Below are 13,756 nucleotides of genomic sequence, written 5' to 3' on the forward strand. Positions count from 1 at the left end.
TTACGGGCAACGCTGCAGCCGACATTCGGACCGCACGGTCAGGTTCACCCTTCATCAAGCATACGCGGCGTCACCGCGGGCACGCACATGGGATGCATAAATATCGGAACCTATGCATACTCTTGCTGTATAGTCGTAGCTATGACTATTTCTGTTGCCGTCTCAGGTGCTAGCGGTTATGCCGGGGGAGAGGTGCTGCGGCTGCTGGCCGGGCACCCGGACGTCACTATCGGGGCCATCACAGCGCACAGCAACGCCGGTTCCAGACTAGGGGAATTGCAGCCTCATCTCCACGGTTTGGCCAGCCGCATTTTGGAGGACACCACGGTGGCGAACCTCTCCGGGCACGACGTGGTGTTCCTGGCACTTCCGCACGGAGCCTCCGCGGAGATCGCGGCCCAGTTGCCCGAGGGCACCGTGGTGATCGACGCCGGCGCCGACCACCGCCTGGAAGATCCCGCCGCCTGGGAAAGGTTCTACGGGTCCACGCACGCCGGAACCTGGCCCTACGGACTTCCCGAACTGCCGGGACAGCGGGAAAAGCTGAAGGGAGCCAAGCGGATTGCCGTACCGGGCTGCTACCCGACGTCGGCCCTGCTGGCCCTCACGCCCGGGTTCGCCGGCAATCTCCTCCAGCCCGACGACGTCGTGATCGTCTCTGCCTCAGGCACCTCGGGCGCCGGGAAAGCCGCGAAGGTGAACCTGATCGGCGCCGAGGTCATGGGGTCCATGAGCCCCTATGGCGTGGGCGGCGGCCACCGGCACACCCCCGAGATTGAACAGGGGCTGGGCAATGCCGCCGGAGAACCTGTGACAGTATCCTTCACGCCCACCCTCGCACCCATGAGCCGCGGCATCCTCACTACCGCCACGGCAAAGGTGAAGCCGGGCGTCACGGCGGAGGAGCTGCGCCGTGCATGGAGCGAAGCGTACGACGACGAGCCGTTCGTGCACCTGCTGCCCACGGGCCAGTGGCCCGCCACCAAGGCTGTCCAGGGGTCCAACCACGCGGTCATGCAGCTTGCCTTCGACGAACACACAGGCCGCGTCATCGTCACATGCGCCATCGACAACCTGACGAAAGGGACCGCCGGCGGAGCCGTGCAGTCCATGAACATCGCCCTTGGCCTGGCGGAAACAGCCGGCCTCAACCTGCAGGGAGTAGCACCGTGAGCATTACCGCATCCAAAGGCTTCCGCGCCGCGGGAGTGAAAGCCGGCATCAAAGCCTCGGGCAACCCGGATGTGGCGCTGGTGGTCAACGACGGACCGGCAAAGGCCGCCGCGGCCGTGTTCACCTCGAACCGGGTGGCGGCCGCGCCGGTCCACTGGTCACGCGAAGTGGCCAAGGACGGCCGCGTCGACGCCGTGATCCTGAACTCGGGCGGAGCGAACGCCTGCACCGGCCCGCAAGGATTCCAGAACACGCACACCACTGCCGAGAAAACGGCGGAAGCGTTGGGCATCTCCGCAACGGACGTGGTGGTCTGTTCCACCGGCCTGATTGGCGAGCAGCTCCCCATGGACAAGCTCATCCCGGGAGTCCAGGCCGCCGCCGCGGCGCTGGCCGCCGACGGAGGGGCCGCCGCGGCCACGGCGATCATGACCACCGATTCGGTTCCCAAGGAGGCCGTGTTCACGGGCAAGGACGCCGACGGGAACGAATTCACCATCGGCGGCATGGCCAAGGGGGCAGGCATGCTTGCCCCGGGCCTGGCCACCATGCTGGTGGTTCTCACCACGGACGCCGATGTGCAGGCTGAAATGCTCGACGTCGTTCTCCGCGATGCCACCCGGGTTACCTTTGACCGCGCCGACTCGGACGGCTGCATGTCCACGAACGACACCGTGGTCCTGCTGGCCTCGGGCGCTTCCGGGGCCGTGCCCTCGGCCAAGGACTTCGGCGCCGGACTGACGCAGGTTTGTGCCGAGCTGGCCCGCAAACTCATAGGGGACGCCGAGGGCGCCAGCCACGACATCGCCATCCGCACCTTTAACGCCGCCAGTGAAAAGGACGCCGAGATCGTGAGCCGCGCCGTCGCCCGCTCCAACCTGTTCAAGACCGCGATCTTCGGCAAGGACCCCAACTGGGGACGCGTGCTCTCCGCCGTCGGCACCACCGACGCCGCCTTCGAACCGGACCAGCTCAACGTTTCCATGAACGGCGTCCAGATCTGCCGGAACGGAAGCATTGGCGAGGACCGCAGCCTGGTGGACCTCGAACCCCGTGAAGTCCTGGTGGAAATCGACCTGAACGCCGGGAAAGCGGAGGCCACCATCTGGACCAATGACCTTACGCATGAGTACGTCCACGAAAACAGCGCGTACTCGAGCTAGCGAACCTCGAGACAGTCAACGCGGCCACCTCCGGGGAGAGAACATGAACACCCAGTCACGCGAGAGCACATCCATCGCTCCGTCGGTAAAGCCCGCCGACTCGGCAAAGACAGCCGACTCGGCAAAGACAGCCCAGGACAAGGCGGGCACCCTGATCGAGGCCCTGCCGTGGATCCAGCGATTTGCCGGCACCACCATGGTGATCAAATACGGCGGCAACGCCATGGTCAACGATGAACTTCGACGCGCCTTCGCCGAGGACGTCGTCTTCCTGCACCATGTGGGAATCCACCCGGTGGTGGTGCACGGGGGCGGCCCGCAGATCAATGCGATGCTGAGCAAGCTGGGCATCGAGTCCGAGTTCAAGGGCGGCCTGCGGGTCACCACACCCGAGGCCATGGACGTGGTCCGGATGGTGCTGACCGGACAGGTGGGCCGCGAACTGGTGGGCCTGATCAACTCCCACGGGCCGTACGCGGTGGGGATGTCCGGCGAAGACGGCGGTCTGCTCCGCGCGGTCCGGACCGGCACCATCGTGGACGGCGAAGAAGTTGACCTGGGTCTCGTGGGCGAAGTGATCGGCGTTAACCCGGAGGGCATCGTGGACATCCTTGCCGCCGGCAGGATCCCGGTGATCTCCACGGTGGCCCCGGAAGTGGCCGACGACGGAACCACCACAGGCCAGGTGCTCAACGTCAACGCCGACACCGCTGCCGCGGCCCTCGCGGAGGCCCTTGGCGCCTCGAAGCTGGTCATCCTGACCGACGTCGAAGGCCTGTACGCCAACTGGCCGGACCGCTCCTCGCTGATCTCCTCGTTGACGGCTTCCGAGTTGCGCGAGCTGCTGCCCAGCCTTGAGTCGGGCATGATCCCGAAGATGGAGGCCTGCCTGAAGGCGGTGGACGGTGGAGTGGAACGGGCGCACATCGTAGACGGGCGGCTTGCCCACTCCATGCTGTTGGAAACCTTCACCACCGCGGGCATCGGCACGCAGGTGGTCCCGGACGAGGAAATGAATTCATGAGCCAGCTCGAACACCCCACGCCAGCCGCTCACCCGGTCGCCGAACAGTCGCCTGTGGTTGAGCTCGTCGAAACCCAGGGTCATGCGACCGGCGCCGAATGGCTAGCCCGCTATTCGTCCTCGCTCCTGGGCGTCTTCGGCACTCCCCAGCGTGTCCTGGTCCGCGGGGCCGGCTGCCTCGTGTGGGATGCCGACGGAAAAGAGTACCTGGACCTTCTGGGCGGCATCGCGGTCAATGCTTTGGGCCACGCCCACCCGTTTGTCACCTCCGTGATCTCCAGCCAGCTGGCCACCCTGGGTCACGTGTCCAATTTCTTCACGAGCCCCACCCAGGTGGCACTGGCCGAGAAGCTCCTGGCCATCACGCGGGCGCCCGCGGGATCCAAGGTGTTCTTCGCCAACTCCGGCACGGAGGCCGTCGAGGCCGCGTTCAAACTGGCCCGGCGGAACACGGGTGCCGGACCCGACGGCGAGTTCGGGGGCGGCGGAAAGCGCAGGACGAAGATCATTGCGCTCGAAGGCGCCTTCCACGGCCGCACCATGGGCGCCCTCGCCCTGACCGCCAAGCAGGCCTACCGGGCACCATTCGAACCGCTGCCCGGCGGAGTGGTACACGTCCCGTTTGGGGACATCGGCGCGCTGCTTGCGGAGATCGATGAAACTGTGGCCGCCGTGTTCCTCGAGCCCATACAGGGCGAGGCTGGAGTGCGCCCGTTGCCGGCGGGCTACCTGCAGGCGGCCCGCGAGGCCACCGCCAATTTTGGTGCGCTGCTGATCCTGGACGAGGTCCAGACCGGAATCGCCCGGACCGGGAAATGGCTCGCCAGCGAGGACGCCGGAATCGTCCCTGACGCTGTCACCCTTGCCAAGGGACTCGGCGGCGGCTTCCCGATCGGAGCCCTGGTCACCTTTGGCCCGGAGACCTCAGCACTGCTGACCGCGGGCCAGCATGGCACCACTTTCGGCGGAAACCCCGTGGCCACGGCCGCGGCCCTGGCCACGCTCCACGCCATCGAAAGCCAGCGGGTTATGGAGAACGTCCGGACGGTTGGTGAGCGGCTTCGCAGCAGCCTCGCCGCGGTCGACGGCGTAACGGAAGTCCGCGGCGAGGGCCTCCTGATCGGCTTTGACCTGGATGCGGATGTTGCTCCCGCCGTCGTTACCGCCGGCCTGGACGCCGGCTTCATCGTCAACAGCCCCGGCCCGCGCACCATTCGGCTGGCGCCGCCGCTGATCCTGACCAACGAACAGGCGGACCGCTTCATCGCCGCATTGCCCACGCTTCTAAAGACCGCAAAGGATGCCCAGTGACCAGCACAACCGCCACCCGTCACTTTCTCAAGGACACTGACCTGACTCCGGCCGAGCAGGCCGAGGTGCTGGATCTGGCTGTCCGGATGAAGGCCGCGCCGTACAGCGTCCAGCCGTTCGCCGCGGAGGGCCGGGGACGCAGGACCGTTGCCGTCATCTTCGACAAGACCTCCACGAGGACCCGCGTGTCCTTCGCCACCGGCGTTGCGGACATGGGCGGAAATGCGCTCATCATCAATCCCGGCGAGGCGCAGATCGGCCACAAGGAGTCTGTGGAAGACACGGCCAAGGTGCTCGAGCGCATGGTTTCCACCATCGTGTGGCGCACCGGCGCCCACTCCGGGCTCGTGGCCATGGCCCGGAACTCCAAGGTTCCCGTGATCAACGCCCTGTGCGATGACTACCACCCCTGCCAGCTCCTCGCGGACCTCCTGGCCGTCAAGGAGCACAAGGGGGAACTGAGGGGCCTCACCATGAGCTACCTCGGGGACGCCGCGAACAACATGGCGAACTCCTACCTGCTGGCCGGCGTCACGGCCGGCATGCATGTCCGCGTCGCCGGCCCTGACGGATACCTGCCGGCCGCCGAAATCGTCGCCGCCGCCGAGGAGCGTGCCGCGGAAACCGGCGGCTCCGTCCTGGTTACCACGGACGCGGCGGAGGCGCTCACGGGAGCCGATGTGGTGGCCACGGACACGTGGGTGTCCATGGGCCAGGAAGCGGAGAAAGAGGCCCGGATGCGGCTGTTCCGGGACTACGCCGTGGACGAAGCGGCGATGGCGCTTGCGGCGCCGGACGCCGTCGTGCTTCACTGCCTTCCGGCATACCGCGGTTATGAGATCTCCGCTGGCGTCATCGACGGCCCCCAGTCCATCGTCTGGGACGAGGCCGAAAACCGCCTGCACGCGCAGAAGGCACTGATGGCGTGGCTGATGCACCGCTCCGGCCTGGCCGTAGTTGAGGGACTGGCCCCCGTCCAGGAGCTGGGGTAGTGTCCCTCCAGCCCGCCGGGCAGGGCGCAAGCCCCGCCACCAAAACAGCCAGGCAGGCACGGATCACCGCCATCCTGACCGGCGAGTCGGTCCGTTCCCAGGCGGAGCTGGCCGCGCTGCTGGCGGATGACGGGGTCCAGGTCACCCAGGCCACCCTCTCGCGGGACCTCGTGGAGCTGGGCGCGGTCCGGGTCCGCGGAAAGGATGGCGTGCTGGTGTACGCGGTTCCGGGCGAGGGCGGGGAGCGCGCGGCCAAGAGCGGCGTCACCCAGGAAATCCTGGACGCCCGCCTGGCCCGTCTCTGCGGCGAGCTGCTGGTCACCGCCGAGGCATCCGCGAACATCGTGGTGCTCAGGACTCCGCCCGGGGCCGCGAACTTCCTTGCGCTGGCTATTGACCACTCGGTGATGCCGTCCATCCTGGGCACCATTGCGGGGGACGACACCGTGCTGCTGGTCACCCGCGATCCGCAGGGCGGCGCCCCCCTCGCCACCCGCTTCCTGCAGCTGGCCGAGGAAGCCGGCCAATAAGCGGGCAGCTCCCCATAAGCTGTCTATAGCCGATGCCGCCCAGTGACGTGCGGTGTTACCCAAACAACCAAGAAGCAAGAAACAACTAAGGAGCATTTGAAGTGACTGAGCGTATTGTGCTGGCCTACTCCGGTGGCCTGGATACTTCCGTAGCGATCGGCTGGATCGGTGAAGCCACCGGTGCGGAGGTCATCGCCGTGGCGGTCGACGTCGGACAGGGCGGCGAGTCGCTGGAGACGATCCGCCAGCGCGCACTGGGCTGCGGAGCTGTGGAGGCCTACGTGGCCGACGCGTCCGACGAGTTCGCCAACGAGTACTGCATGCCCACGCTGAAGGCCAACGCCCTCTACCAGGGCCACTACCCGCTGGTCTCCGCGATCTCCCGCCCGGTGATCGTCAAGCACCTGGTCAAGGCGGCCCGCGAATTCGGCGCCACCACCGTGGCGCACGGCTGCACCGGCAAGGGCAACGACCAGGTCCGCTTTGAGGTCGGCATCCAGACCCTCGGCCCGGACCTGAAGTGCATCGCCCCGGTCCGCGACCTCGCCCTGACCCGCGACAAGGCCATCGCCTTCGCCGAGGAAAAGGGACTGCCGATCGAGACCACCAAGAAGAACCCGTACTCGATCGACCAGAACGTCTGGGGCCGCGCCGTCGAAACCGGCTACCTCGAGGACATCTGGAACGCCCCCACCAAGGACATCTACGACTACACCGCCACCCCGGAATTCCCGCCGGCACCGGATGAGGTCACCATCTCCTTCGAGGCCGGTGTCCCGGTCGCGATCGACGGCGTCAAGGTCACCCCGCTGCAGGCCATCAAGGAACTCAACCGCCGCGCCGGTGCGCAGGGCGTGGGCCGGATCGACGTCGTCGAGGACCGCCTCGTCGGCATCAAGTCCCGCGAGATCTACGAGGCGCCCGGCGCCATGGCCCTGATCACCGCGCACAAGCACCTCGAGGACATCACGGTCGAGCGCGAGCAGGCCCGCTTCAAGGCCACCGTCGGCCAGCGCTGGTCCGAGCTGGTCTACGACGGCCAGTGGTTCTCGCCGCTCAAGCGCTCCCTCGACGCCTTCATCGAGGACACCCAGAAGTACGTCTCGGGTGACATCCGCATGGTGTTGCACGGCGGCCAGGCGATCGTGAACGGACGCCGCTCCGAGACCTCGCTCTACGACTTCGACCTCGCCACCTACGACACCGGCGACACCTTCGATCAGTCCATGGCGCGCGGATTCATCGAGCTGTGGGGCATGTCCGCCAAGGTTGCCTCCGGCCGCGACATCCGCGTCGCAGGAAAGTAGCCCTGTGGCTGAAGCGGAAACCACCAAGTCCGGGGCAACCAACACGGGCGCGCTGTGGGGCGGCCGGTTCGCCGGCGGCCCCGCCGACGCCCTTGCGGCGCTGAGCAAGTCCACGCACTTTGACTGGCGGCTGGCCCGCTACGACATCGCCGGATCCAAGGCGCACGCCCGCGTGCTGCACAAGGCGGGGCTGCTGGACGATGCAGAGCTTGAGGGCATGCTTGACGCCCTGACGCGGCTGGACGAGGACGTCGCCTCCGGCGCCTACACACCGGCCGAGTCCGACGAGGACGTGCACGGATCCCTCGAACGCGGACTGATCGAGCGCGCGGGCACCCAGTTGGGCGGCAAGCTCCGCGCCGGCCGGTCCCGCAACGACCAGGTTGCCACGCTCGGCCGGATGTTCCTGCGCGACCACGCCCGGATCATCGCCCGCGGCGTGCTCGCCACGATCGATGCGCTCGTGGACCAGGCCAAGGCCCACCGGGGGGTGGCCATGCCCGGCCGGACCCACCTCCAGCACGCCCAGCCCGTGCTGCTCAGCCACCACCTGCTGGCCCACGCGTGGGCCCTCCTGCGTGACGTGCAGCGCCTGGCCGACTGGGACAAGCGCGCCGGCGTCTCGCCGTATGGCTCCGGCGCACTCGCCGGGTCCTCGCTGGGCCTTGACCCGGAAGCCGTGGCCGCGGAACTCGGTTTCTTCTCCGCCACGCACAACTCGATCGACGGCACCGCCTCCCGCGACGTCTTCGCCGAGTTCGCGTGGATCACCGCCATGATCGGCGTGGACCTCTCCCGCGTCTCGGAGGAAGTGATCCTGTGGGCCACGAAGGAGTTTTCCTTCGTCACCCTGCATGATTCATACTCCACCGGCTCCTCGATCATGCCGCAGAAGAAGAACCCGGACGTGGCGGAGCTGGCACGCGGAAAGGCCGGCCGCCTGATCGGCAACCTGACCGGGCTGCTCGCTACGCTGAAGGGCCTGCCCCTGGCCTACAACCGCGACCTGCAGGAGGACAAGGAACCGGTTTTCGACGCCGCCGACACCCTGGAAGTCCTGCTTCCGGCCGTCTCGGGCATGATCGCCACCTTGAAGTTCAACACCGAACGGATGGAAGCCCTGGCACCCCAGGGATTCGCCCTGGCCACCGACATCGCCGAGTGGCTGGTCCGCCAGGGCGTTCCGTTCCGCGAGGCGCATGAGCTCTCCGGTGCCGCAGTCAAGCGGGCCGAAAGCCGCGGCGTGGAGCTTTGGGACCTGACGGATGCGGAATACGCCGCCATCTCGGAGCACCTGACCCCGGAGGTCCGCAGTGTTCTGTCCACCCAGGGCTCGCTCAACAGCCGCAACTCCCAGGGCGGCACGGCGCCGGCCGCAGTGGAGCGACAGTTGCTCGCGCTGGAAGCCGAGCTCGACGGCGTCCGTGCGTACGCGGACTAGCATCTCGTGAGGAGGGTCCCGGCAGGCACGACCGCGGTGGTCGGGCCTGCCGGAACTTTTTTCGTTAAGGTGGGCGGATGAGCGAAACGTTCCGCGAGTTGCTGCGTGCCCTGCCCGATTTCCCCGACCGGCTCACGGACTTCGACCCGGCCACAGCCCCCGCGGACCCTGCCGAACTCTTCCGGCTCTGGCTCGCCGAGGCCCTTGCCGCGGGTGTGCCCCAGCCCAACGCCTGCAGCCTGGCCACCGCCGACCAGGACGGCCGGCCGTCTTCGCGGATGCTGATCCTCAAGGACATCGACGACGACGGCTGGCACTTTGCGACTTCGCGTGACTCCCGCAAGGGGAAGGAACTCGCGGATAACCGGTACGCCGCACTGAACTTCTACTGGCAGCAGCAAGGCCGCCAAGTCCGGGTGGCCGGGGACGTGGTGGAGCTGTCCGCCGAGGCCTCGGCTGTGGACTGGCACGCCAGGCCCGGGGCGGACGGCCGTGAGAACCCCAGCTGGCAGCTTTACGCGGTGCGTCCGCGGGAGATTGAATTCTGGCAGGCGCGGCATGACCGGCGCCATGTCCGCCACCGCTACGGTCCGGCCCGGCTGGAACATCCGACTGAGCCGCCCCGGCAGCGCTAGTCCGGGGGCTCCAGCTAGGATTGGCGCCATGACCACCATCACCCCTGAGACGCTCCCGGATGAACTCCGCCGCGCAGCCGACGTCGTGACCGGAATAGCCGCCACCTTTTCCGACGCGGACGTCACGGCGCCCTCCAAACTTCCCGGCTGGAGCCGCGGCCACGTGCTTGCCCACATTTGCGGCATCGCCAACGCGATGGCCCGCCAATTGGAGTACGCCTCCCGCGGAGCGAGCATCGAGCTCTACGACGGCGGCACCGACGGCCGCAACCGGGCGATCGAGATGGCCGCGGGCCACAAAGCTGCCGAGCACAGGGCCGACGTCGAGGCCTCGTTGGAAAGGGCGCTGCGAGCCTTTGGCGCCGTCGAGGGCGAAGGCTGGAAAACACCCATCACCTACCGCGGCGGTGCGGTGTTCGACGGCGGGCTCGCGCTCTGGCGCGAACTGACCATCCACGCGTGCGACCTCGGCGCCGGACGCGGGCCCGAAACCTGGAGCCGTCCGTTCTGCGAGCACCTGTTCGACTTCCTCGCAGCACGGGTGCCCGAAGGGAAACTGTTTGTCCTCCAGCCGCTCGGTCTGCCGGCGACCAGCCTCGGCACGGCCGGCGGCGAGTCGATCGTGATCAGCGGCATGCTGACCGACATCGCGGCGTGGCTGGCCGGGCGCGAACCGTCACTGGGCAGCCTGCGTGCCACGGCGGCGGCGGACGGCGTTGAGCTCCCGGCCCTGCTGCCGTGGCCCGCCGGAGTGCCGCTGGCGAAGTAGGGCCGGCTCACTTCAGCGCGAGGGCCTGCTCCCGTTCGCGTCCGAGCAGGCTCTCCTTGATGGCCAAACCCCAGCGGAAGCCGCCCAGGCTGCCGTCGGTGCGGATCACGCGGTGGCACGGGACGAACAGGGCCGCGGCGTTGAAGGCGCACGCACTGGCGGCGGCCCGAACGGCCTTGACGTTTCCGGAGAGTTCGGCGTACTCGGTGTAGGTGACCGGATGTCCGGGCTCCACCGTCCGCAGTACGTCCCAGGCATGGTTTCGGAAGGGGCCGGACTTCTGAACCACCGGTACCAACATGGCCGTCGCCGGATTGCCCGCATAGAAGTCCTCGACGGCGGCTGAAATTGCCCCCAGTTCGAGGACCGGTTCATAGCCGGTGGGCAACAGTTCCGCGTGGATCTGGCCGGTCAGTTCGCCGGGGACCGCGGTCCAGCCGGAAGCAAGGACTGCGCCGTCCCGGGCGATGATGGTGAAGGGCCCGTCCGGGGTGGACATGGTCAACAGTTGGGCTTTCATGTGTTCGCTTCTTTCGGGGTGGAGGTCCTGGCACGGGCGGCCGCCTGGAGAGCGCCGGCGGCGCGCCAGAGGTGCATCGTGGCGTAGGAGCGCCAGGGGCTGACTTCCTGGAAGCCGGGGGAGAGTGCGGAACTGTCCGGGTGGCCGGCCAGCGAGCGGACGCCGTTACGCACCGCCGCGTCGGTTGCCAGGAAGACATCGGGGGCGCCAATGACGCGCATCGCGACGTAGCCCACGGTCCAAGGCCCCACGCCGGGCAGGGGCAGCAGCTTTGCCTCAAGACCGGACAGCGAGTCGCCGTAGCCAAAGTCCAGTTTGCCAGAGGCCATCGCCGTCGCCGCGGCAGTGACCGATTCTATCCGCCGCCGCGGACCGCGCAGCAGTTCGAATCCGCTCTCCGCGATCTGGGCCGGCGTGGGAAACAACCGGTGGACGCCATCGGCCGGGGCCATGCTCCCGCTGCCGGCTTCGGACAACAGGGTGAGGGCCGTCCGGGCGGCGGCCACCGTGATCTGTTGGCCGATCATTGCCCGGATGAGCAGTTCCTGTGGATCCACCGCGCCCGGCATCCGCATTCCGGGACAGGTCCTGACAGACGGTGCCAGCCGCGGGTCCGAGGCGAGCGCTGTATCGATGGCCACCGGATCCGCGTCGAGATCCAGGAGCCGGCGGACCCGGCTCAGCAGGGAAGGCAGGTCCCGGAGGTCTACCGCCCCTAGGGTGAGGGCCAAGGGGCGGCCCGGTGCGGCGGCGTCATAATCCACGCTAAAGCGGGCGTCCGCGTGGGGGAGCCGCAGGGTCCGCGCGTAGGAGGTGGGGGTTCCGGTCTCGATTCCCGGAATGGCGCGCACGGCCAGGAAATTGAAGATGCCGGGGTCGAATGGCTCCCGGTAGGGGAGATTGAGGGTCAGCGCCGTCGTGGCCGCCGCTGCTTTGTGATGACGGGCCGTGTGGCGCAGCGCCGTGGGCGTCATGTCAAAGACTTCGCCGATGGTCTCATTGAACTGGCGCACGCTGCTGAAACCGGCCGCGAAAGCCACGTCCGCCAGCTTCATCTGGGTCGAGACCAGCAGGGTCCGTGCGGTCTGCGCGCGGCTGGCCCGGGCGAGCGACAACGGGCCGGCCCCCAGTTCATGGCTGAGGATCCGGTTGAGCTGGCGCGACGAGTAGCCCAGCCGCGAGGCGAGCCCCTCCACGCCGTCGCGGTTGATCACGCCGTCGTTGATAAGCCGCATGGCGCGGCCCGCCACGTCCGAACGGAAGTTCCACGCGGGTGTGCCGGGCACGGCCTCCGGCAGGCAGCGTTTGCAGGCCCTGTACCCGGCATCATGGGCCGCAGCGGATGTTTCATAGAACGTGACGTTTGCGGCCTTTGGGGTCCGGGCGGGGCATGACGGCCTGCAGTAGATCCCGGTGGTCCGTACGGCTGTATAGAACTGTCCGTCGAAGCGGGGGTCGCGGGCATCGATTGCCCGGTAGCGCTGCCAGAAGTCCATGGCTCCATACTGTCAGCTTCCCGGACCCGCTGCTAGCGGAAATCGGACATGGCCGTGGGGTGGAATTTGTTAAAGTTGTTGCATGAGCCCCACCACGCGCCCCGTCTCCGAGCAGCAGCTGCGCGAAGTCCTGTCCGCGGACCCCCGGCACGTGGCGCCGCTCTTGCTCGGCTCCGTGCTGACACATGACAGCGCCGAAGGTGCTGTGTCCGTGCGGATCACCGAAGTCGAGGCCTACCTGGGGCCGCACGATTCCCTGCACCCGGACCCTGGCTCGCACACCTACCGTGGGCCCACGCGCCGGAACGCGCCGATGTTCGGCCCGGCCGGCCATCTTTACGTTTATTTCACGTACGGGATGCATTACTGCGCCAACATCGTCTGCGGACCGGCAGGCGTGGCGTCGGCCCTCCTGCTGCGGGCCGGTGAAATCGTGGGCGGCGAAGAGCTGGCCCACACCCGGCGCCCGGCGTCGAAGTCCCATACGGATCTGGCCAGCGGCCCGGCACGGCTGGCCACCGCACTGGGGCTGACGACGGCCGACAGCGGCCGGGACGCCCTCGGCGCGCCCTTCAGCCTGGAGCTCCCGGAGAGCAGGGCTACCCGGTTCAGCTCGGGTCCGCGGGTGGGGGTGTCCGGCGCCGGCGGCAGCCATGACTACCCCTGGCGGTTCTGGCTGACCGGCGATCCCACGGTCTCGCGCTACAAGGCGGCCAAGGTCCGCTCGCCGTAGCCCCCGGAGCATTGGATCACCCCCGCCAGTGTCCGATACGTGTATTGCGTCTCCCGATCGTGAACATTGGCTGGCGCGGGCATAGTGTGGACGGGTGAATCAAAGCGAGCCAGGCCAAGTCAAGAGCGCCGTGCCAGTGGACGAGCTGATCAACAGTCTCTGCGCCACAGTCCCGGACTATCCCAAGCCCGGAATTATCTTCAAGGACCTGACGCCGGTTTTCGCCGACGGCGCGGCGCTGAGGGCCGTTGTTGACGCCCTCGTTGAACCGTTCCGGGGACAGTTTGACGCCGTGGCTGGAGTCGAGGCCCGCGGCTTCCTGCTGGCGGCGGCTGCGGCCTATGCCACCAATACCGGAGTGATCACCGTCCGCAAGGCCGGAAAGCTTCCGCGGGAAGTCCTTGCCGAGGACTACGCCCTGGAATACGGCACCGCGACGCTGGAACTGCACACCACGGACCTCCCGGCCGGAAGCAGGGTCCTGATTCTCGACGACGTCCTCGCCACCGGCGGCACGCTCGGTGCCGCCGCCCGGTTGTTCGAGCGCAGCGGCGTGCACGTTTCGGGGGTGGGAGTGGTGATGGAACTCGGCGGACTGCGCGGTCGGTCCGCCCTGACCGGTCACCGCGTAAGGTCACTCATTCGTGTTTAGGACCTTTGGCA

General features: G+C 67.8%; 14 protein-coding genes. 12 read left to right on the plus strand and 2 right to left on the minus strand.

The window, feature by feature from the left end:
• The first annotated feature begins 141 nt into the window (after positions 1-141).
• The 10 genes from argC (at position 142) to ACP4XC_RS07400 (ending at position 10,344) form a co-directional block, all read left to right on the plus strand.
• Positions 142-1,173 (plus strand): N-acetyl-gamma-glutamyl-phosphate reductase, encoded by a 1,032-nt coding sequence (gene argC / locus ACP4XC_RS07355; protein ID WP_427174222.1) that lies wholly within the window; start codon positions 142-144, stop codon positions 1,171-1,173.
• The gene (argJ, locus tag ACP4XC_RS07360; RefSeq protein WP_427174223.1) at positions 1,170-2,336 is read left to right on the plus strand and encodes a bifunctional glutamate N-acetyltransferase/amino-acid acetyltransferase ArgJ; all 1,167 of its coding nucleotides are present in this window, start codon (positions 1,170-1,172) and stop codon (positions 2,334-2,336) included. Before argC ends, argJ begins: the two co-directional genes overlap by 4 nt.
• Positions 2,337-2,379: 43 nt before the next feature.
• Positions 2,380-3,360: an acetylglutamate kinase gene (gene argB / locus ACP4XC_RS07365; protein ID WP_427174224.1), complete on the plus strand. Its 981-nt coding sequence runs from the start codon at positions 2,380-2,382 to the stop codon at positions 3,358-3,360.
• Entirely contained in the window at positions 3,357-4,670 is a 1,314-nt protein-coding gene (locus tag ACP4XC_RS07370) for an acetylornithine transaminase (protein ID WP_427174225.1), read from the plus strand. Before argB ends, ACP4XC_RS07370 begins: the two co-directional genes overlap by 4 nt.
• Complete coding sequence (gene argF / locus ACP4XC_RS07375; RefSeq protein WP_427174227.1) at positions 4,667-5,662, plus strand: ornithine carbamoyltransferase; 996 nt, start codon at positions 4,667-4,669, stop codon at positions 5,660-5,662. The genes ACP4XC_RS07370 and argF overlap by 4 nt, the downstream gene beginning before the upstream one ends.
• Positions 5,662-6,192 (plus strand): arginine repressor, encoded by a 531-nt coding sequence (locus tag ACP4XC_RS07380; RefSeq protein WP_427174229.1) that lies wholly within the window; start codon positions 5,662-5,664, stop codon positions 6,190-6,192. The genes argF and ACP4XC_RS07380 overlap by 1 nt, the downstream gene beginning before the upstream one ends.
• Before the next feature lie 101 nt (positions 6,193-6,293).
• The gene (locus tag ACP4XC_RS07385; protein WP_427174231.1) at positions 6,294-7,499 is read left to right on the plus strand and encodes an argininosuccinate synthase; all 1,206 of its coding nucleotides are present in this window, start codon (positions 6,294-6,296) and stop codon (positions 7,497-7,499) included.
• 4 nt (positions 7,500-7,503) lie between these two features.
• On the plus strand, positions 7,504-8,940 hold the full coding sequence (gene argH / locus ACP4XC_RS07390; RefSeq protein WP_427174232.1) for an argininosuccinate lyase: 1,437 nt from the start codon (positions 7,504-7,506) through the stop codon (positions 8,938-8,940).
• 77 nt (positions 8,941-9,017) lie between these two features.
• Positions 9,018-9,575, plus strand: a complete 558-nt coding sequence (locus ACP4XC_RS07395) for a pyridoxine/pyridoxamine 5'-phosphate oxidase (RefSeq protein WP_427174233.1) — start codon at positions 9,018-9,020, stop codon at positions 9,573-9,575.
• 28 nt (positions 9,576-9,603) lie between these two features.
• On the plus strand, positions 9,604-10,344 hold the full coding sequence (locus ACP4XC_RS07400; protein WP_427174235.1) for a maleylpyruvate isomerase family mycothiol-dependent enzyme: 741 nt from the start codon (positions 9,604-9,606) through the stop codon (positions 10,342-10,344).
• 7 nt (positions 10,345-10,351) lie between these two features.
• On the opposite strand, the gene ACP4XC_RS07405 is transcribed toward ACP4XC_RS07400, so the two are convergent.
• Together ACP4XC_RS07405 and ACP4XC_RS07410 are read right to left on the minus strand one after the other, a co-directional pair.
• Positions 10,352-10,864 (minus strand): methylated-DNA--[protein]-cysteine S-methyltransferase, encoded by a 513-nt coding sequence (locus tag ACP4XC_RS07405; RefSeq protein WP_427174237.1) that lies wholly within the window; start codon positions 10,862-10,864, stop codon positions 10,352-10,354.
• Complete coding sequence (locus ACP4XC_RS07410; RefSeq protein ID WP_427174238.1) at positions 10,861-12,360, minus strand: DNA-3-methyladenine glycosylase 2 family protein; 1,500 nt, start codon at positions 12,358-12,360, stop codon at positions 10,861-10,863. The genes ACP4XC_RS07405 and ACP4XC_RS07410 overlap by 4 nt, the downstream gene beginning before the upstream one ends.
• 82 nt (positions 12,361-12,442) lie before the next feature.
• Between ACP4XC_RS07410 and ACP4XC_RS07415 the strand changes: the two genes are divergently transcribed.
• Complete coding sequence (locus ACP4XC_RS07415) at positions 12,443-13,093, plus strand: DNA-3-methyladenine glycosylase (RefSeq protein ID WP_427174239.1); 651 nt, start codon at positions 12,443-12,445, stop codon at positions 13,091-13,093.
• A gap of 94 nt (positions 13,094-13,187) precedes the next feature.
• The gene (locus tag ACP4XC_RS07420; RefSeq protein ID WP_427174240.1) at positions 13,188-13,745 is read left to right on the plus strand and encodes an adenine phosphoribosyltransferase; all 558 of its coding nucleotides are present in this window, start codon (positions 13,188-13,190) and stop codon (positions 13,743-13,745) included.
• Positions 13,746-13,756 lie beyond the last annotated feature (11 nt).

Source organism: Arthrobacter sp. 92, from assembly GCF_050260325.1.
In the GTDB taxonomy this organism is placed as follows: Bacteria; Actinomycetota; Actinomycetes; order Actinomycetales; family Micrococcaceae; genus Arthrobacter.